At 71.1% G+C, this 19,171-nt stretch carries 19 protein-coding genes; 13 read left to right on the top strand and 6 right to left on the bottom strand.

Features of this window, described 5'->3' with window-relative positions; all coding sequences use genetic code 11:
- Nucleotides 1-13 precede the first annotated feature (13 nt).
- Nucleotides 14-514: a signal peptidase II gene (locus V6U86_RS01875; protein WP_334497648.1), complete on the top strand. Its 501-nt coding sequence runs from the start codon at nt 14-16 to the stop codon at nt 512-514.
- On the opposite strand, the gene V6U86_RS01880 is transcribed toward V6U86_RS01875, so the two are convergent.
- Genes V6U86_RS01880 through V6U86_RS01895 form a run of 4 tightly spaced genes read right to left on the bottom strand, consistent with a single transcriptional unit; the run spans nt 503 to nt 4,002 of the window.
- Nucleotides 503-1,105, bottom strand: coding sequence for a LutC/YkgG family protein (locus V6U86_RS01880; RefSeq protein WP_334497650.1), 603 nt, complete (start codon nt 1,103-1,105; stop codon nt 503-505). The two genes, V6U86_RS01875 and V6U86_RS01880, sit on opposite strands and share 12 nt — an antisense overlap.
- On the bottom strand, nt 1,102-2,547 hold the full coding sequence (locus V6U86_RS01885) for a lactate utilization protein B (protein WP_334497652.1): 1,446 nt from the start codon (nt 2,545-2,547) through the stop codon (nt 1,102-1,104). The genes V6U86_RS01880 and V6U86_RS01885 overlap by 4 nt, the downstream gene beginning before the upstream one ends.
- A complete protein-coding gene (locus tag V6U86_RS01890) occupies nt 2,544-3,254 on the bottom strand; it encodes a (Fe-S)-binding protein (protein WP_334497654.1) in 711 nt (236 codons plus the stop codon). The genes V6U86_RS01885 and V6U86_RS01890 overlap by 4 nt, the downstream gene beginning before the upstream one ends.
- Before the next feature lie 28 nt (nt 3,255-3,282).
- Nucleotides 3,283-4,002, bottom strand: a complete 720-nt coding sequence (locus V6U86_RS01895) for a GntR family transcriptional regulator (RefSeq protein ID WP_334497656.1) — start codon at nt 4,000-4,002, stop codon at nt 3,283-3,285.
- Nucleotides 4,003-4,113: 111 nt separating this feature from the next.
- Between V6U86_RS01895 and V6U86_RS01900 the strand changes: the two genes are divergently transcribed.
- Together V6U86_RS01900 and V6U86_RS01905 are read left to right on the top strand one after the other, a co-directional pair.
- Nucleotides 4,114-4,953, top strand: a complete 840-nt coding sequence (locus V6U86_RS01900; RefSeq protein WP_334497658.1) for a fumarylacetoacetate hydrolase family protein — start codon at nt 4,114-4,116, stop codon at nt 4,951-4,953.
- A gap of 26 nt (nt 4,954-4,979) precedes the next feature.
- A complete protein-coding gene (locus V6U86_RS01905) occupies nt 4,980-5,708 on the top strand; it encodes an SDR family NAD(P)-dependent oxidoreductase (RefSeq protein WP_334497660.1) in 729 nt (242 codons plus the stop codon).
- Nucleotides 5,709-5,723: 15 nt separating this feature from the next.
- On the opposite strand, the gene V6U86_RS01910 is transcribed toward V6U86_RS01905, so the two are convergent.
- Complete coding sequence (locus tag V6U86_RS01910) at nt 5,724-6,767, bottom strand: DUF4034 domain-containing protein (RefSeq protein WP_334497662.1); 1,044 nt, start codon at nt 6,765-6,767, stop codon at nt 5,724-5,726.
- 76 nt (nt 6,768-6,843) lie between these two features.
- Here V6U86_RS01910 and V6U86_RS01915 point away from each other — a divergent pair, with 76 nt between their 5' ends.
- Complete coding sequence (locus V6U86_RS01915; RefSeq protein WP_334497664.1) at nt 6,844-7,749, top strand: hypothetical protein; 906 nt, start codon at nt 6,844-6,846, stop codon at nt 7,747-7,749.
- Between the two features lie 19 nt (nt 7,750-7,768).
- On the opposite strand, the gene V6U86_RS01920 is transcribed toward V6U86_RS01915, so the two are convergent.
- On the bottom strand, nt 7,769-8,554 hold the full coding sequence (locus tag V6U86_RS01920) for a FadR/GntR family transcriptional regulator (protein WP_334497666.1): 786 nt from the start codon (nt 8,552-8,554) through the stop codon (nt 7,769-7,771).
- A 135-nt stretch (nt 8,555-8,689) separates the two neighbouring features.
- On the opposite strand from V6U86_RS01920, the gene V6U86_RS01925 reads away from it, so the two are divergent.
- From V6U86_RS01925 to V6U86_RS01965, 9 genes are all read left to right on the top strand, one after another.
- Nucleotides 8,690-9,976 carry an ABC transporter substrate-binding protein gene (locus tag V6U86_RS01925; RefSeq protein WP_334497668.1) on the top strand — a complete coding sequence of 429 codons (1,287 nt, stop codon included), beginning with the start codon at nt 8,690-8,692 and terminating at the stop codon, nt 9,974-9,976.
- Between the two features lie 76 nt (nt 9,977-10,052).
- Complete coding sequence (locus V6U86_RS01930) at nt 10,053-11,006, top strand: carbohydrate ABC transporter permease (RefSeq protein WP_334497670.1); 954 nt, start codon at nt 10,053-10,055, stop codon at nt 11,004-11,006.
- Nucleotides 11,003-11,818, top strand: a complete 816-nt coding sequence (locus tag V6U86_RS01935; RefSeq protein WP_334497672.1) for a carbohydrate ABC transporter permease — start codon at nt 11,003-11,005, stop codon at nt 11,816-11,818. Before V6U86_RS01930 ends, V6U86_RS01935 begins: the two co-directional genes overlap by 4 nt.
- 7 nt (nt 11,819-11,825) lie before the next feature.
- The gene (dgoD, locus tag V6U86_RS01940; protein ID WP_334497674.1) at nt 11,826-12,974 is read left to right on the top strand and encodes a galactonate dehydratase; all 1,149 of its coding nucleotides are present in this window, start codon (nt 11,826-11,828) and stop codon (nt 12,972-12,974) included.
- 30 nt (nt 12,975-13,004) lie between these two features.
- Nucleotides 13,005-14,234: a D-mannonate dehydratase ManD gene (gene manD / locus V6U86_RS01945; RefSeq protein ID WP_334497675.1), complete on the top strand. Its 1,230-nt coding sequence runs from the start codon at nt 13,005-13,007 to the stop codon at nt 14,232-14,234.
- Nucleotides 14,224-14,814, top strand: coding sequence for a gluconokinase (locus tag V6U86_RS01950; RefSeq protein WP_334497678.1), 591 nt, complete (start codon nt 14,224-14,226; stop codon nt 14,812-14,814). The genes manD and V6U86_RS01950 overlap by 11 nt, the downstream gene beginning before the upstream one ends.
- Before the next feature lie 56 nt (nt 14,815-14,870).
- Nucleotides 14,871-16,577: an ABC transporter ATP-binding protein gene (locus V6U86_RS01955; protein WP_334497680.1), complete on the top strand. Its 1,707-nt coding sequence runs from the start codon at nt 14,871-14,873 to the stop codon at nt 16,575-16,577.
- Nucleotides 16,574-18,400, top strand: coding sequence for an ABC transporter ATP-binding protein (locus V6U86_RS01960; protein WP_334497682.1), 1,827 nt, complete (start codon nt 16,574-16,576; stop codon nt 18,398-18,400). The genes V6U86_RS01955 and V6U86_RS01960 overlap by 4 nt, the downstream gene beginning before the upstream one ends.
- Nucleotides 18,401-18,592: 192 nt before the next feature.
- Nucleotides 18,593-19,171 (top strand): sigma-70 family RNA polymerase sigma factor, encoded by a 579-nt coding sequence (locus V6U86_RS01965; protein ID WP_334497684.1) that lies wholly within the window; start codon nt 18,593-18,595, stop codon nt 19,169-19,171.

Raw genomic sequence — 19,171 nt, forward strand, 5'->3', positions numbered from 1 at the left:
CTAGGGTTCCGGGATGTTCCGCGCCGTCGTGTTGATCGCTGCTGTGGTGCTCGCCGCGGATCAGCTCACCAAGTACTGGGCCGAGTCCGCGCTGTCCGACGGGCAGACCATCACCGTTCTCGGTGACCTGCTGCAGCTGCGACTCGTGTACAACCCGGGTGCCGCCTTTTCGATCGGCTCCGCGTACACCTGGATCTTCGCGGTGTTCGCGGCGGCGGCGGTGGTCGCGGTGACGGTCGTGGCCCGGCGGGTCACGTCGCGCGGGTGGGCGGTGGCGTTGGGCCTGGTGCTCGGCGGCGCGGCGACCCACCTGCTGGACCGCCTCTTCCGGGAGCCGGGGTTCGCTCGTGGGCACGTGGTGGACTTCATCGACTACGCCGGGTTCTTCGTCGGCAACGTCGCCGACATCGCCCTGGTGGTCGGCGTGGGCATCGTCATGCTGCTCAACGTGCGCGGCATTCCGCTACGGGCGCCGGCGGGCGAGACCAGCGAGCAGGTGTCGTCAGAATCCTGAGCTGACCAGGACGACCTCCAGGCGGCGTGGGCCGTGCACTCCCTCGACCCGGTTCAGCTCGATGTCGCTCGTCGCGGACGGGCCGGAAATCCAGGTCAGCGGTGCGCGTGGGTCGAGGCGGGCGAGCGCCTCGGGCAGCAGACCGACGACCTGGTCGGTGCGGACGACGCAGATGTGCCGGTCGGGCACCAGGGTGAGCGTGCGCCGCCCCTGCGCCGGGCCGGCGTCGAGGATGATGGTGCCGGTGTCGGCGACCGCGACGGCGCATCCGGTCAGGACCGCGTCCAGGTCGTCGAGTGTGGCCGGTGACAGCGGGGGCGCGTCGCGGTGCAACTGCCCGGCGTAGCCGGCCAGCCAGTCGGCGGGGACGTCGGTGGGGACGGCGAGCCGATCGACCCCGCTGAGCAGCCGGGGCAGGGCGTCGATGCCACGGTGGACGACCGCCCGGTAGTCCTCCAGGCGGTCGACCAGGGTCTCGATCAGGTCGGTGCGGTCGTCGACCCGGCGGTACCGCCGGGGCACCTCGACCGGCGGCGGACTGTCCGCCAGGGCCGTCCGGAGCCGCGCCAGGATCTCGTCACGTGCGCTCACTGCTTCCCCCACCATTCTCGGAAGGTCTGCGGCGCGGGCAGCGGCAGGTCACGCGACCGGGTCCACGCCGACGCGGGCCAGGGCAGTCGCCGCAGCGTCCGAACGCCGGTGCGCCGCTGACGGTACGCCCCGAGCGGCCCCGCGCCGGCCCGGGCCAGGCGCAGGGCGGCGGCCCAGCGTCGAGGGCTGCGCATGACCCAGGACAGGAGGCGCATGGTGGCCCGTTCTGCTGGCGGGTGCGGTGCCTGTTGGCGGAGGTGGACCAGGATCTCCGGAATGTTGATCTTCACGGGGCACACGTCGTAGCAGGCGCCGCAGAGGGTCGACGCGTACGGCAGTGAGGCGTTGTCGGCCACCCCGGTCAGCTGCGGCGACAGGATCGCCCCGATCGGCCCCGGGTACACCGAGCCGTACGCGTGCCCGCCCGCCCGTTCGTACACCGGGCAGACGTTGAGGCACGCGGAGCAGCGGATGCAGGACAACGCCGGCCGCCCCACCGGGTCGGCCAGCACCGCGGACCGGCCGTTGTCGACCAGCACGATGTGCACGGTCTGCGGGCCGTCCCCGGGGGTGACACCGGTCCACATCGAGGTGTACGGGTTCATTCGCTCGCCGGTCGAGGATCGGGGCAGCAGTTGCAGGAAGACCTCCAGGTCGGTGAAGGTCGGCAGCAGCTTCTCGACGCCGACGACGCTGATCAGCGTCTCGGGGAGGGTGAGGCACATCCGCCCGTTGCCCTCGGACTCCACCACCACGAGGGTGCCGGTGTCGGCGACGGCGAAGTTGGCGCCGGAGACGGCGACCCGGGCCGAGAGGAAACGTCGTCGCAGGTGGACACGGGCCGCCTCGGCCAGGGCGGCCGGTTCGTCGCTGAGGTCGGCCGGCGCGTCGGGCATGCGACGCTGGAAGATCTCCCGGATCTGGGCCCGGTTGTAGTGGATCGCGGGCACCAGGATGTGCGAGGGGGCGTCCTCGCCGAGCTGCACGATCAACTCCGCGAGGTCGGTCTCGTACGCGGCGATCCCGGCGGCCTCCAGCGCCTCGTTGAGCTCGATCTCCTGGGTCGCCATCGACTTGACCTTCACGACCTCGTCTGCCCCGGCGGCCCGGGTCAACGCGACCACGATCCGGCACGCCTCGGCCGCGTCGCGGGCCCAGTGCACGGTGGCGCCGGCAGCGGTGGCGGACGCCTCGAACTGTTCCAGCAGCTCCGGCAACCGGCGTTGGACGTCCGCCTTGATCGCCGAGCCGGCGTCGCGCAGCGCCTCCCAGTCGGGCACCTCGTCGACGACCCGGGCTCGCTTGGCGCGGATGGTGCGGGTGGCCCGGTGCAGGTTGGCCCGCAGTTGCGGGTCGGCGACGGCCGGTTTGGCGGCGGTGGGAAAGGGCAGTGGCGTGCGGATCCGTCCGCCCCCGGTGGCGGGTGCGACCGGATGGCTCATGAGCTGGCTCCCGTCTCGGCGAGAATCTCGGCGTAGTGCACGGCCCGTACGCCCGACCGGTGGCGGTCGAGGCCACCGCCGATGTGCGCCAGGCAGGAGTTGTCGGCCGCGGCGAGCACCCGCGCGCCGGTGTCACGGACCCGGGCGCACTTGTCGGTGAGCATCGCTGTGGAGACGTCCGGGTTCTTCACCGCGAACGTGCCGCCGAAACCGCAGCACTCCTCGGCGTCGCCCAGCTCGACCAGCTTGATCCCGCGCACCTGGCGCAACAGGGTCAGCGGCCGGTCGCCGAGGCGCAACATGCGCAGGCCGTGGCAGGTGGGGTGGTAGGTGACCGTCTCCGGGAACTCGGCGCCCACGTCGGTGACGCCGAGAACGTCGACGAGCAGTTCGGACAGTTCGTAGGTGCGGGCGGCCACGGAGGTGGCGGGCGGGTGCAGGCGCGGGTACTGGTCGCGGATCATCGCGGTGCACGACCCGGAGGGCGCGACGATGGCGTCGTAGGAGTCGAAGACGTCGACGTAGTTGCGCACCATCGGCAGGGCCTCGGCCCGGTAACCCGTGTTGGCGTGCATCTGCCCGCAACAGGTCTGGTCGGCGGGGAAGTCCACGGTGTGGCCGAGCCGCCGCAGGATGCGGGTGACCGCGATGCCGGTGGCCGGGAACGCGAGGTCGTTGACGCAGGTGATGAAGAGGGCGATCCGCACGGCGGCTCCTCGGCTGGGTGGGGGTGGGTCACGCCGGGTCGCGCGGTGATCCGGGGGCGGGGAGCCGGTCGAAGGCGGGCAGGTGGCGTTCCCGAGCGGCGCTGAGGTGGGCGCGCATCGCCTCGGTGGCGGCTGCCGCGTCGCCCGCGGCGATGGCGGCGGCGATGCGCTGGTGCTCGGTGTTGGTGTCCGGTGCGCCGGCGACCGGAAAGTACAGCCGGTGCAGGTGCAGGTGTGAGTGCAGCCGCGTGATGGTGTCGCGCAGCAGTGGGCTGCCGGAGACCTCGGCGATCAGGTCGTGGAATTTCGCGTCCAGTGCGGTGAAGGCGGCGTGTCGGCGATATCCGTCGCCGGCCTCCACGTCGATGCTCGCCGCCGCCTCGACGCTGATCCGTTGGCGGGCTTCGGCGGAGGCGTGTGTGGCGGCCCGCCCGGCGGTGGCGCCCTCCAGCAGTTGGCGGACGTCGAACAGGTCGTCGAACTCGGCACGGCTCAGCAGCGGCGTGGTGGTGTAGCCGGAGAGCGGGCGTTTGCGGACCAGGCCGTCGGCCTCCAGCCGGGCGAGGGCCTCGCGGACCGGGGTGGGGGAGACATCCAGCTCCCGGGCGAGCGCGTCGATGTTGACCCGCTCGCCGGGCGGAAGGATGTGGTCCATGACGAGCGTCTTTATCGACTCGTAGACGTCCTCGGTGAGGGTGAGTCGACGGGCGGGACGGAGTCGACCCTCGCGAGGTTCCTGCTGGGCCATTTCATCTCCTCAGCAGCCCCTTGACTGTGCCGGTGTGAGCGAGTACACACGAGCCGAACAGCATCCTATAGGAAATTGGGTCGCTGCGACCCAGGCAGTGGAGGTTGGTTCGTGAGATTCATGCGCGTCGGGCCGGTGGGACGGGAACGCCCCGTGCTGTGCGTCGATGGGCGGCACTTCGACCTCTCGTCGCTCACCGTCGACATCGACGGCGAGTTCCTTGCCGGCGACGGCGTCCGGCGGGCCCGCGAGGCGACCGACCTGCCCGAGATCGACGTCACCGGGCAGCGGGTCGGCGCACCGATTGCCCGGCCGGGGGTGGTGCTCTGCGTCGGGCAGAACTACGCCGCGCACGCCGCCGAGTCCGGTGCCGCGCCACCGACCGAGCCGATCATCTTCTACAAGGCGCCCAACACCGTCGTCGGCCCGTACGACGAGGTCCTGATCCCGCGCGGATCGACGAAGACCGACTGGGAGGTGGAGCTGGCGGTGGTGATCGGCCGAACGGCCCGCTACCTCGCCTCGCCGGCCGACGCCCTCGGGCACATCGCCGGGTACGTGCTGTCCAACGACGTCTCCGAGCGGGACTTCCAACTCGCGGTCTCCGGCGGCCAGTGGTCCAAGGGCAAGTCCTGTGAGACGTTCCAACCGCTCGGCCCGTGGCTGGTCACGGCCGACGAGATCGGCGACCCGCAGGCGCTGCGGCTGCGCTCCTGGGTCAACGGCGAGCCCCGCCAGGACTCCAGCACCAAGGACATGATCTTCGATGTGGCGTACCTGGTCTGGCACCTGTCCCAGTACACCGTCCTGGACCCGGGCGACGTCATCAACACAGGCACCCCGCAGGGAGTGGCACTCTCCGGCCGCTTCCCGTACCTGGCCGCCGGCGATGTGATGGAGGTCGACATCGACGGCCTCGGTCGGCAGCGCAACACGCTCCGGGACGCCTGATGCGGTGTGACGGTCTCGTGGCGGTGGTGACCGGAGGCGCATCGGGGATCGGCCTCGCCTGCGTGCGGGCGTTCGCCGCCGCCGGCGCCCGGGTGGGTGTCCTGGACCTGGAGCTGTCCGCGCTGCCCCAGGCCCCCGGGTTGCTCGGCGTCCAGGCGGACGTGGCCGACCGGTCCTCCCTCACCGCGGCCGTCGCCTCGGTCGCGGAGACGTTCGGCGGCATCGACATCCTGGTGAACAACGCCGCCATCTCGGCCGTGGGCACCGTGGAGGAGAACGACGACGAGCAGTGGAGCCGGGTACTCGACGTCAACGTCTCCGGCGTGGCCCGCACCAGCGCCGTCGCCCTGCCGTACCTGCGGCGGTCGTCGTCGGCGGCGATCGTCAACATCTCCTCGATCGCGGCGACCACCGGTCTGCCCAAACGCGCCCTCTACTCGGCGTCGAAGGGCGCCGTGCACGCCCTCACCCTCGCCATGGCCGCCGACCTGGTGACCGAGGGTGTCCGGGTCAACTGTGTCGCCCCCGGCACCGTCGACACGCCCTGGGTGGCCCGTCTGCTCGCCGGGGCGGCCGACCCGACGGCGGAGAAGCGCCAGTTGGCCGCCCGCCAGCCGACCGGCCGACTGGTGACCGCCGACGAGGTGGCCGCCGCCGTCGTCTACCTCGCGTCGCCCGCGACCGGGTCGGTGACCGGTGCGTCGTTGCCGGTGGATGGAGGCATGTCCGGCCTGCGATTGCCCGCCCAGCGCTGATCCTGCCGATGCGCGTCAGGCAGCGCGGCGGGCGCGGCGGCGTGCTCGGATGAAGGCCGCGTCGCCGCGCACACGGTCACCCCACCAGGACCACGGAACGGTTGTCATGTACCGGCCGATCGAGGCGAAGACCGGCGCGGCGTCGGCGTCGCGGCCGGTGCGCGCCAGCCCATACGCCAAGAAGTTCGCGTCGTTGAGCCAGTCGGCGTGCCGGGTGGCTGGCTGGTGAAACCACAGGGACAACGCGTTGTCGAGATCGGATTGCATGATCGGGTCCTGCCGCCATCGCTGGCCGATCTCGTCGGCGGTGCTGCCCGGCGACTCGCGATCGTGCTCCCACAGCGCCCACTCGGCGGCGGCGCACACGGGCAGCACGTGCAACGGCGAGCCTGCGGGTGCTGCCGCGGCGACCGACCTGGCGAAGTCGAACATCGCCTCGTGCGACCCGCTCCACTTCCTGCAGTGGTAGGTCAGCTTGAGGGCGTGCCCTCGCCGATGCCAGGGGTCCAGCCGGGTCAGCTCACGCCACGTCTCCTCGACGTCCTCCGTCGACGCGCTCTGGTCGACCATGAGCTCCAACTGGTTCGCCCACGGCGTGGGGTCCTCGGGTGCCAGCCGCATGGCCAGGTCGTTCACCTGTCCGGCCAGTTGCAGTAGGCGGTGGAACTCAGCCCACTGCTCTGGACGGACGGCGGAGGCCCAGTCCCCGCCGCGTACCTCCCAGGCTCGTGCCATCAGGGAACCGGCACGTACGAGCTGCGCGTCCGGATTGTTGGGCGCGCGTGCCGCCCACTGGTCGGTCCAAGCGGCCTCCGTGTCGACCCGGCCGGTCGTACGGTCGACTCGGGATCCCAGCCCACCAGCTGTCGATTCGGCCAGCACGCGGACGTACCGCGCCCGACGGTCGTAGTCACCCCGGGTGGCGGCCATGGCCCTGCGGGCCGGCTCGCGGTCAGAGCCGTACCGCGCCTGCGTGCATGCCTCGCGCAGCACGGTGTCGTCCTGAGCCTGGTTGGTATCGATCTGGCGGGTGAGTAGCCGCCACACAGTCGAGATCACAATCGAAGAGGGTAAGCGCCGTTCCCGTGTGTGTCCGGCCCAGAATGCCAGATCGGGTGCGTGACATGATTGCGCCATGGGGAAACAGCAGGAGGTCGGCGCGGCCGACCGTCACAATGAGTCCGGCACCACCGCCCACCGTCCGATCGGTGGCAGCGCTGACGACCGGCTCGCCCTCGCACAGGACCCCACAACGCCACAAATGACCCTCATCGACCTGGCTTCCGATCCGTCGGTCCCGGTCCGCAAGGCGGTCGCCGCTCGGCCCGACGCGCCCGCGCAGGCCCTGCGACCGCTCACCCGCGACCACGATCGTCAGGTCCGGGAAGCCGTGGCGAGAAACCCGTCCACCTCGATCGCCAACCTTCTGCGCCTGGTCAAGGACGCCGACCGGTGGGTCCGTTGGGCGGTCGCCGGCAATCCGGCCTGCGACGAGTCGATCCGCCGGGTCATGTCGCAGACCTCGGACAAGGAGCTTCGCGGTCTCCTCGCGGAGAGTCGTGAGCTGGAGCCGGACCTGGCCGCCAAGCTGATCGACGACGTGTCACCCGAGGTGCGGGAACGACTCGCCACCCACACCCACGACCCCGACGTGATCACCGCACTGCTGGCCGATCGCACCGCACGCGTACGCAAGGGGGTTGCCCGCAACCCGCGGACCACCGCCGAGCAGCGCAGCGCGCTCGCCGCGGACCCGGTGGTCGACGTCCGTGCCGCGCTGGTGCGGGCCGTCGAGCTGAGCGAGGCGGATCTGGCCCGACTGGTCGACGACCGCGCGGTGCAGGTCCGACTGGCGATGGCGACGTCCGACGTCGTTCCGCCGCACATCCGGCAGACGCTTGCCCGCGACGCCGACGAGATGGTGGCCAGCGCGGCCCGGGACTACCGCCCGGGGTCGGGCAACGCCTCCGCCGTGCGGGCGCCCCGCATCGCGCACCGGCCCACCGCCGCGGGCCGATCGGGCGGCGGCGGCTCGCAGTAGTCCGCGACGGCGGGCCACCTTATCCGGTCGTCGGGCCGCCATTCGTGCTCCGGTCGGGCAGGCCGGTCTGTTCCCACAGCGACTTCATCTCGTCGAAGGCCTGCTCCATCAGCTGCACCATCGCCTGCCGGGCACGCTCACCGTCGCGCCGCTGGATCGCCTGCGCGACATCGGCGTGCATCTGGAGGGCCTGCTCGTGCGGGTGGTGTGGCATGAGGTGGTGTTTGTGCCGGCCGGTGAGCACCTCCGCGACAAGCTCCTGGAGCCGGACGAACATCTCGTTGCCGGAGGCGAGCAGGACGCGCCGATGAAACTCGATGTCGAGGTGCAGGAAGCGCTCCTCGTCGCCGGCCTCGCCGGCCGCCCACATCTTCGCCGCCAGCCCGACGAGGTCGCTCGCCTCGTCACGGCCGATCCGGCTGGCGGCCAGGAAGGCCGCGTGCGGCTCGACGGCGGTGCGTAGTTCGGTGATCGACCGGAGCTGGGCCATCCGACCGGCCGAGGCGAGACGCCAGCGGATCACCTGCGGGTCGAAGACGTTCCACGCGCTCGCCGGCCGGATCATCACCCCCACCCGTCGGCGTGCCTCGATGAAGCCGATCGAGGCCAGCACCCGCAGCACCTCGCGGACGACCGAGCGGGACACGGCGTACCGGTCGACCAGCTCGTCGATGTTGAGGACCGATCCTGGCGCCAGCTCACCGCCGCAGATGGCGGTGCCGAGGTGTTCGAGGACGCGCGCGTGCAACCCGGACTCGGCCGGGAGGGCCGGTGCGGCTGCAACCTCTGATGAGGACGGTTCCACGCAAAGATCGTATCAGTTGGATCTACCTCTTGAAATAATCCGCTTATTCCGCCTAGCATCCCGATGTTAAGCGGATGTAACACCGAGGTAGCGGCTCTCACGGGGGCGGCGGCCACGACAGAAGGAGAGACAAGCGTGCGACGTCGATCGGCAATCGGCACTTCTCTGGCCGTGGTAGCCGCCATGAGCCTCACCGCCTGCGGCGGCGACGGCGGAGGTGAAGACTCGAAGACCGTGCGCGTGACACTGGTCAACCACGTGTGGACCGAGAACATCAGGAAGGCCCTGCCGGAGTTCGAGAAGCAGTCCGGCCTCAAGGTCGATGTCACCCAGCTCGGTGAGGACCAGCTCTCCGACCAGTACAACGTCAAGCTGAACGCCGGGTCCGACGACCTCGACGTGATGATGTACCGGCCTCTGCAGGAGGGGAAGCTGTTCGCCAAGAACAAGTACCTCGCCGACCTGAGCGACAAGGTCAAGTCCGACAGCGCCTTCGAGATCGGCGACTTCCAGGCCGGACCGATGCAGACGACGACCTATGAGGACAAGGTCGTCGGGCTGCCGATCATCACCGAACAGGAGGTCCTCTACTACCGCAAGGACCTGCTGACCAAGTCCGGCTTCACCGCGCCGCCCAAGACCCTCGACGAGCTCAAGGCGCAGGCCGCGAAGATCGAGGCCGACAACCCGGGCGTCGCCGGCTTCGTCGCTCGCACCGGCAAGGCCGCCGCCGTCACGCAGTTCTCCAGCTTCCTCTTCAGCTTCGGCGGCGACTTCGTGGACTCCAGCGGGAAGGCCACCGTCAACACCGAACAGGCCAAGCAGGCGTACGCCTACTACGGCGGGCTGCTCAAGGACCACGGCCCGGAGAACATCAGCACCGACATGAGCTGGTCCGAGGCGATGGCGATCTTCACGCAGGGCAAGGCCGCCTTCTACACCGAGGCCAACTCGCTCTACAAGAACGCCACCGACCCGACCAAGTCCAAGGTCGTCGACTCCGTCGGCTTCGCCGCCTTCCCGGCCGGCCCGGCCGGATCGAAGCCGTACAACATCCCGTCCTGGGCGCTCGGTGTGAACGACAGCTCCGAGAACAAGGACAACGCCTGGAAGTTCATCCAGTGGGCGGCCGGCAAGGAGCAGGCGCTGGCGCAGCAGACGGCCGGCGTACCCGGTGCCCGCACCTCGGTCTGGGCGAACCCGGCGAGCACCGCGACCCTGCCGAAGGACCTGGCCGAGGCCAACACGGCCAGCACCACCAACGGCGTCGGGCACGACCGCCCGCTGGTGGTCAAGGTGGCCGAGGCGCGGGAAATCGTCGGCCAGCCGATCGTCGACGCGATCACCGGCAAGGACCCCGCCGGCTCGGCCGAGACGGCGAACGCGGCGTTCCAGAAGTTCCTCGACGACGAAGCGAAGTAACCCCACGCGCTGGGCGGCGGGGCCGAAAGGCTCCGCCGCCTCGTCGGGACCTGGCCCCTCCAACCCGGAGATCTCAATGTCAGCCGTTCTCACCCCCCGTACCGATTCGCCCGACGCCCCCACGACGCCCCTGGATACGTCGTCGGCCTGGTCGCGATGGGCCAACGAACACCGCAAGTGGCTCTTCGCCGCGCCCGCCATGGCGTTCGTCGCCGTGCTGATCATCTTTCCGGTGGCGTGGACCGGGTACCTGAGCCTGACCGACGCCGAGGGTTCGGTGCGCGCCGAGTCCGAGTTCATCGGCTTCCAGAACTACCTCGACGTGCTCACCGACACCGACCGGTTCTGGCCGGCGGTCTGGCGTACCGTCCTCTTCACCGGCGTCGTGCTGTTCTTCGAAGTCCTCCTCGGCATGGCGATCGCCCTGCTGCTGTGGCGACCCTTCCGCGGTGAGAAGTGGGTCCGCGTCGCGATCCTCCTGCCGCTGGTGGCCACCCCGGTGGCGGTCGGCATGATGTGGCGTCTGATCTTCGACCCCAATATCGGGATGGCGAACCAGCTGCTCGGCTGGATCGGGATCGGCCCCCAGCCGTGGCTGGCCGGCCAGCACTCGGCCCTGCCGACGACGATGTTCATCGACATCTGGCAGTGGACCCCGATGGTCGTGCTGATCCTGCTCGCCGGGCTCACCTCGCTCTCCGACGAGCCCCAGGAGGCGGCCCGGATCGACGGCGCCAGCAGTTGGCAGCGGTTCCGGCACGTCACCCTCCCGCTGCTGATGCCCACGGTGATCGTCGCCATCCTGCTGCGCGGCATCGACGCGCTGAAGACGTTCGACATCCTCTACGCCACCAAGGGGCGCGGCGGCGGGTCGTTCCACGAGGTCGAGACCCTCAACGTGTACGCGTACGGCCTCAGCTTCGACTACAACGACTACGGCGTCTCGTCGACAGTCCTCATCATCTTCTTCCTGATCATCATCGGGGTGATGTGGGCCCTCACCTATCGCAAGAAGGGGCTGGGCCGATGAAGCCGAGCAAGCCGTACCGGGTGTTCCGCACGTCGGCCCTCGTGGTCGTGGTGTGCGCGCTGATGGCGCCGCTGCTCTGGATGATCGCCGCGTCGTTCAAGACCAACGTGGACATCTACGACACCGCCAAGGCGTTCGTCTTCTCGCCCAGCCTGAAGAACTACGAGACCGTTCTCCAGCAGGCGAACTATCTCCAGTTCATCGGCAACAGCCTCTGGGTGGCGTTCGCGGCCACCGTGCTCTCGCTGCTGCTCGGGGTGCCCGCCGCGTACTCGATGAGCCGTTTCAGCATGCAGAAGTCGGCGCTCGTCGTGCTCATGGCCCGGGTGATTCCCGGCGTCTCGCTGCTGGTGCCCTGGTACTACGTCTTCTCGAACCTGAAGATGGTCGGCGGGTTCAGCGTGCTGATCCTGAGCCACATGTTCGTGTCGCTGCCGCTGATCGTCTACATCATGATGGGCTACTTCGACGGACTGCCGGCCGAGTTGGAAGAGGCCGCCCTGGTCGACGGGCTGACCCACATCGGCGCGTTCCGGCGGATCACCCTCCCGCTGTCGGTGCCCGGCGTCGCGACGGCCGGCATCCTCTCCTTCATCTTCTCCTGGAACAACTTCATGTTCGCCCTGGTGCTCTCCGGCTCCGACACGAAGACGCTCCCCGTCGCGATCTTCGACTTCGTCGGCTACGCCAGCATCGACTGGGGCGGCCTGATGGCCGCCGCGACCGTGGTCACCCTGCCGATCATGCTGATCGCCCTGTTCGTGCAGAAGTACGTCGTCTCCGGCCTCACCGCCGGTGCCACGAAGGGCTGACCGGGTCATGACGACGATCGCAACTGTGGAGACCTTCCTGGTCGCGCCCCGCTGGCTGTTCGTTCGGATCGAGACGGAGTCCGGCATCGTCGGCTGGGGCGAGGCGACCTGTGAGGGCCAGTCCGAGACCGTACGCACGGCCGTCCACCAGCTCAGCGAGCTGCTCATCGGCCGCGACGCGCTGCGCATCGAGGACCACTGGCAGGTGCTGACCAAGGGCTCCTTCTACCGGGGTGGCCCGATCCTGGCCAGCGCGGTGTCCGGTCTGGACCAGGCGCTCTGGGATATCGCCGGCAAGCACTACGGCGCCCCCGTGCACCAACTGCTCGGCGGGCCGGTGCGGGACCGGATCCGGGTCTACGGCTGGATCGGTGGTGACGAGCCCGCCGAGATCCGCGACCAGATCAGCGCCCGGATCGAGGCGGGCCTGACCGCGGTGAAGATGAACGCGTCCGGGCGGATGGGCGCGCTCGCCTCGGTCGCCGACCTCGACGCGGTGGTGCAGCGGGTGGCCGCCGCCCGGGAGGTCCTCGGCGACGACCGCGACGTCGCTGTCGACTTCCACGGTCGGTTCACGCTCGCCAACGTCCGGCGGGTCGCCCCGCTGCTGGAGCCCTACCGGCCGTTCTTCCTGGAAGAACCGGTGGTGCCGGAGAACTCGCACCTGATCGGCGAGGTCGTGCGCTGCACCACGACGCCCATCTCGACGGGGGAGCGGCTCTACAACCGGCAGGAGTTCCTGCCCGTGTTGCAGGCCGGCATCGCCGTGGCCCAACCGGACCTCGCGCACGCCGGCGGCATCACCGAGGTCCGCAAGATCGCCACGCTGGCCGAGGTGTACGACGTGCAGCTCGCCCCGCACTGCCCGCTCGGGCCGATCGCCCTCGCCGCCTGCCTCCAGGTCGGCTTCGCCACCCCCAACTTCCTGATCCAGGAACAGAGCATCGGCATCCACTACAACCAGGGCGCCGAGGTGCTCGACTACTGCCTCGACCAGACCCCGCTGACCTTCGTCGACGGGTATGTGGCCCGGCTGACCGCGCCCGGCCTCGGCATCGAGATCGACGAACACGAGGTGCGGACCGCGGACAAGCGCGGGCACGCCTGGCGCAGCCCGACCTGGCGGCACCCCGACGGCTCCTACGCGGAGTGGTGAGACCCCGACCGGCAGAACGAAAGGCACCCCGTGAAGATCGTCGCAGCAGACATCATCGTGTCCAGCCCCGACCGGAACTTCGTCACCCTGAAGATCACCACCGACGAGGGGATCACCGGTCTGGGTGACGCCACGCTCAACGGCCGTGAACTCTCCGTCGCCTCGTACCTTCGCGACCACGTCGCCCCGCTGCTGATGGGGCGCGACGCGCACCGGATCGAGGACACCTGGCAGTTCTTGTACCGCTCGGCGTACTGGCGGCGAGGCCCGGTCACCATGGCGGCCATCGCCGCGGTGGACGTCGCGCTGTGGGACATCAAGGCCAAGGCCGCCGGCATGCCGCTGTACCAACTGCTGGGTGGCGCGTCGCGCACCGGCATCATGGCGTACGGGCACGCGTCGGGGCGGGACCTTCCCGAGCTGTTCGACTCGATCCGCCGCCACCTCGACGAGGGATTCCGGTCGATCCGGGTGCAGACCTCGGTGCCGGGAATCAACGCGGTCTACGGTGTGGCCGCACAGCCCAGCGCCACCGGCCAGCGCTACGACTACGAACCCGCGCAGCGCACCCCGCTGCCCGTCGAGGAGGACTGGGACACCCGGGCGTACCTGCGCCACCTGCCGTCGGTCTTCGAGGCGGTGCGCAACGAGTTCGGCCCGGAGTTGCCGCTGCTGCACGACGGTCACCACCGGATGACCCCGATCCAGGCCGCCAAGCTCGGCAAGGCCCTCGAACCGTACGACCTGTTCTGGCTGGAGGACTGCACCCCGGCCGAGAACCAGGAGGCGCTGCGGCTGGTCCGCCAGCACACCACCACCCCGCTGGCCATCGGTGAGGTCTTCAACACGGTGTGGGACTACCAGACCCTGATCCGGGAGCAGTTGATCGACTACGTCCGGTCCGCGGTCACCCACACCGGCGGCATCACCGCCATGCGCAAGCTGCTCGACTTCGCCGCCCAGTACCAGATCAAGTCCGGCATCCACGGCCCCACCGACATCTCCCCGGTGGGTATGGCCGCGGCGCTGCACCTGGACCTGGCCATCCACAACTTCGGGATCCAGGAGTACATGAAGCACACCCCGCTGGCCAACGAGGTGTTCCGGCAGTCGTTCACCTTCACCGACGGCTACCTGCACCCGGGCGACCAGCCGGGGCTCGGGGTGGAGCTCGACGAGGAGGTGGCGGCCCGGTTCCCGTACGAGCCGGCGTACCTGCCGTTCAACCGGCTCAAGGACGGCACGGTCCATGACTGGTGAGCGGGGCGGCGCCCGGCCCACCCGGCACGTCGTGGTGATGGGCGTCTCCGGGGCCGGCAAGACCACCGTGGCACGCGGGATCAGCGCGGCGACCGGGCTGACGTTCGCCGAGGCGGACGAGTTCCACTCCCCGGAGAACGTGGCGCGGATGCGTTCCGGCGTACCACTGGACGATGCCACCCGGTGGCCCTGGCTGCGGGACATCGCCGCGTGGATCGCCGAGCGTGGCGCGGAGGGCCGCTCGACGGTGTTGGCCTGCTCGGCGTTGAAACGGTCGTACCGCGACGTGCTCCGCCAGGGCCCGCTCCGGGTGGACTTCGTGCACCTGGACGGGCCGGCGGAGGTCATCCGAGCCCGATTGGCGCAGCGCGAGGGGCACTACATGCCGGCGAGTCTGCTGGAGTCGCAGCTCGCCACCCTGGAACCGGCTGAGCCGGACGAGTCGGTGCTCGTACTCGACGTCTCGCTGGGCCCGGAAGCCCTGGTCGCGGCGGCGGTCGCGGGCCTCAGCCTGCCCGGTGCGGCCCCGCTGGGGGAGCACCGGGACGGTGCTTCCGAACCCACTCCGGAGGCATGTTAGGTTAGGCTTCCCTAATCGACAGTGGAGTCTGCCGCCGTGCCCTCACCGATTCGAGCATGACAGTCGCCGAGACCACCGGTGGTGTGGTGCTCCGTCGCGCGCTGCGTCGACAGCGCGCCCGGGTGGCCGGGGGCATCGCGCTGCTCTGCACCCACCAGGCCACCGAAGCCCTCGTCCCGGTGGCCATCGGCGTGGTCATCGACCGCGCGGTGGCCACCGGGGACGTCCGTGCCCTGCTGCTCTCCCTGGCCGCCCTGGCCGCACTGTTCACCGTGCTCGCCTTCGCCTACCGGGCGGGCGCGCGACTGGCGTTCGCCGCCGTCGAACACGAGGCGCACGCCACCCGGGTCGAGATCGTCCGCAGCGCCCTCGACCCGCGCGGACGCCGCTCAGGCATGCGCGACGGCGAGCTGCTGTCCGTGACGGCCTCCGACGCCGAGCTCTCCGCGCTCGTCGTGCGGGTCGCCGGACTCGCCGCCGCCGCGCTCACCGCCATCGTGGTCGCCGCCGTCGCGTTGCTCGTCGTCGACATCCCCCTCGGCCTCGGGGTGCTCATCGGCGTACCCCTGCTGGTCGTCGCCCTCCAGCGGATGGCGCCGCTGCTCACCCGGCGCAGCACGTCGCAGCAGGAGGCGCTCGCGGCCACCACGGCCCTCGCGGTCGACCTCGTCACCGGCCTACGCGTGCTGCGCGGCATCGGCGCACAGGACCACGCCGCCCGCCGGTACGCGGGCGCCAGCCGGCACGCGCTCGACGTCACCCTGCGCGCAGCCACCACCAAGGGCCTGCACCTCGGGCTCACCACCACCGTCAACGGCCTCTTCCTCGCGACGGTCGCCGGAGTCGCGGGCTGGCTCGCGCTGCAGGGCCGGCTCACCATCGGCGAGCTCGTCGCGGTGGTCGGGCTGGCCCAGTTCATCGCCGAACCGGTGCAGACGCTCGGGTACTGCGTCCAGTTGTTCGCCATGGCCCGAGCCTCCGCGGGGCGGGTCGCCCGGGTCCTCGGTGCCGCGCCTGTCGTCCAGCCGGGTGACGCTGGGCCACCCGCCCCGAGCCCGTCCCGGCTCGCCCTCGACGGGGTCACCTACGCGGGCCTCGACGACATCAGCCTGCGCGTTCGCGCCGGTGAGATCCTGGGCGTGCTCGCCTACGACCCGAGCGACGCCGAGGCGCTGGTCGCGTTGCTGGCCGGCCGGGTGCCCCGCGCGGACCACCGGGGGACGCTCCGCGTCGACGGCGTGCCCGCCGACGAGCTGCACATCGACGCCGCGCGCGCCGTGGTCCTGGTCGAGCAGCATGACGTGGCGCTGTTCGAGGGGACGCTGCGGGCCAATCTCAGCGCCGGCGCCTCCGTCGACGACGAGATCCTGCGCGCCGCCGTGCGGGCCGCCGCAGCCGAGGACGTGCTCGCCGCGCACCCGCACGGATTGGACCGCCTGCTCACCGAACGCGGCGCGAACCTCTCGGGCGGGCAGCGGCAACGGATCGGGCTGGCGAGGGCGCTCGTCGCCGACCCGCCGGTGCTGGTGCTGCACAACCCCACCACGGCGGTCGACGCGGTCACCGAAGGGCTGCTCGCCGCGAGGCTGGCCACGGCTCGCGGGGCGGGAACCCGTGGCACGCTGCTGATCACCACCAGTCCGGCGCTGCTACGGATCAGCGACCGGGTCGCGGTCCTCGACCGGGGACGGGTCGTCACCGAGGGTCCGCACGAGCGGTTGCTCGCCAGCGACGCCCGCTACCGGGAGGAAACCCTGCGATGACGTCCGAGCCGACCACCCGGCACCTGCTGCCGACGGCCACCGGCCGGCAGATCTGGTTTGCCCTCCGCACCGAGCTGACCCTCCTGCCGGGGCTCAGCGCCGCCGCCGGCACGTTGCTGGTCGTCGCCGCCGCTACCGGTCTCGTCGCCCCCTGGGTGCTCGGCCGCCTCGTCGACGACGTCATCGTTGGCACCGACACGTCGCGGGTGGTGGCCTGGGCCGGCGTCATCGCGGGCGCGGCCGTGCTCGCGGGACTCCTCACCGCGGCCGGAGCCGCGGTCGCCGCGCGCCTCGGCGAGACGGTGCTGGCCCGACTGCGGGAGCGGGTCCTCGACCGCGCCCTGCACCTGCCGTCGGCCACCCTGGAGCGGGCCGGCACCGGGGACCTGGTGGCCCGTGCCGGCGACGACGTGGCCGTGGTGACGAACGTGATCGCCACCAGCGGTCCCGCCTTCCTCGGCGCGCTGTTGTCCGTCGTGCTGACCGCGGCGGGGCTCTTCGCCCTCGACTGGCGGCTCGGCATCGCCGGGTTGGTAGCGGCCCCGGCGTACGCGGTGGCGTTGCGCTGGTACCTCAGGCGTTCGGTGCCGTACTACGCCCGCGAGCGGGTGGCGACGGGCGAGCGCGCGCAGGCGACGGCCGAGGCGCTGCGGGGCGCGGCGACCGTGCGGGCCTACCGGATGGAGGACGCCCACGTCGCGCGGATCGCGGATCGCTCCGCCGTCGCCCGCGACCTGGCACTGGAGATCTTCGGTCTCTACACCCGCTTCGGGCTGCGCATCAACCGCTCGGAGTTCGTGGGGCTCGCCGCCGTGCTGCTCGCCGGCTTCCTGCTGGTCCGCGGCGACCTGGCCACCGTCGGAGCCGCCACCACGGCCGCGCTCTACTTTCACCGCCTCTTCAACCCCATCGGCCTGCTGCTGTTCGAGTCGGATTCCGTGTTGCAGGCCGGCGCCAGCCTGGCCCGCCTCGTCGGTGTCGCCACCCTGCCGGACACGGCGACCCCCGCCGCCACCGAGCCCATCCGCCACGACCGGGGCGTACCGGCGGCACTGGAGGTGACAGTGGCGCAGCACCGCTACGACGACGGGCCCGTCGTGCTGCGGGACATCGCCCTGCGTCTGGCACCCGGCGAGCGCGTCGCCCTCGTCGGCGCGAGCGGCGCGGGCAAGAGCACCCTCGCCGGCATCATCGCCGGCATCATCGCGCCCATCGACGGTGCGGTGACCCTGCGCGGCGTGCCGCTGGCACAGCTCGGCGAGCATCGCCTCCGTCGCGAGATCGCCCTGATCAGCCAGGAGGTGCACGTCTTCGCCGGGCCGCTCGCCGACGACCTGCGCCTCGCCGACCCGGACGCCAGCGACGCCGAGATCGCCACCGCGCTCGATCTCGTCGGCGCGACCGAGTGGGTGCGGACCCTGCCGGATGGTCTCGCCACGGCAGTGGGGGAGGGCGGGCGGCAGGTCACCTCGGCCCAGGCCCAGCAGCTCGCGCTGGCCCGCCTCATCCTCGCCGACCCGGCCGTCGCGGTCCTCGACGAGGCCACCGCCGAGGCGGGCAGCGCGGGCGCGCGTGACCTCGACCGCGCCGCCGTGGCGGCCACCGAGGGCCGCACCACGCTGGTCGTCGCCCACCGGCTCAGCCAGGCGGCCACCGCGGATCGCGTCGTCGTCCTCGACCAGGGGCGCGTCGCCGAGCACGGCACGCACGACGAGCTGCTCAGAGCCGGGGGCGGATACAGCCAGTTGTGGCGTTCGTGGAGCATGCCCGACCTCGTGGCCCCGAGAGAACGCGAGAGCGCGGACCAGCCCGTCCCGAGCTGAGCGGCACCGTCGAGATCGGCTGTCGGCATCGGTTCCCGTCACCTCCGACATCCGCGAGATCAGTCGAACGTGGGACCCTCGGGAACTTTTCCGGACCGGCCGACGACCACCAGAGTGCGCGGCCGACCGGCGGCGTTCCGACGACGGCAACTCGGCATGAAGGAGCGCCCGTGGCACACAGGACGGTGGTCTGTGCGGAACGGCGTCGCTGACGACGACCAGGTGACCCGGTGGGCGCGGGAGGCGGGCCAGGGCGACCGGCAGGCCGCCACGGCGTTCGTCCGGGCACTACAGGACCAGGTCTGGCGGTTCCTGTCGCACCTGGCCGGGCCGGGTGAGGCCGACGACCTGAGCCAGGAGACGTTCCTGCGGGCATTTCGCAACCTGCCCGGCTTCGCCGGCCGCTCGTCGGCCCGCACCTGGGTGTTCACCATCGCCCGGCGTGTGGCCGTGGATCACGTCCGGACGGCGGTGGCCCGACCGAGGATGGCGTCGGTGCCGGACTGGCAGGCGGCGGCCGAGGCCGCCGGTGCGATCACGGCCGGCGCCGACGAGGGGGTGACCCTGCACCGGCTGATCGACGGCCTGACCCGGGAGCGCCGTGAGGCGTTCGTCGCCACCCAGGTGCTCGGCCTGTCCTACGCCGAGGCTGCGGACGTCTGCCAGTGCCCCGTCGGCACGATCCGCTCCCGGGTCGCCCGGGCGCGCGAGGACCTCGTCGCCGCCTGGCAGGCCGACACCGACCCGAGCGGCGAGCGACGAACCGGCTGA

This window comes from Micromonospora sp. CPCC 205558, from assembly GCF_036902955.1.
Classification (GTDB): Bacteria; Actinomycetota; Actinomycetes; order Mycobacteriales; family Micromonosporaceae; genus Micromonospora.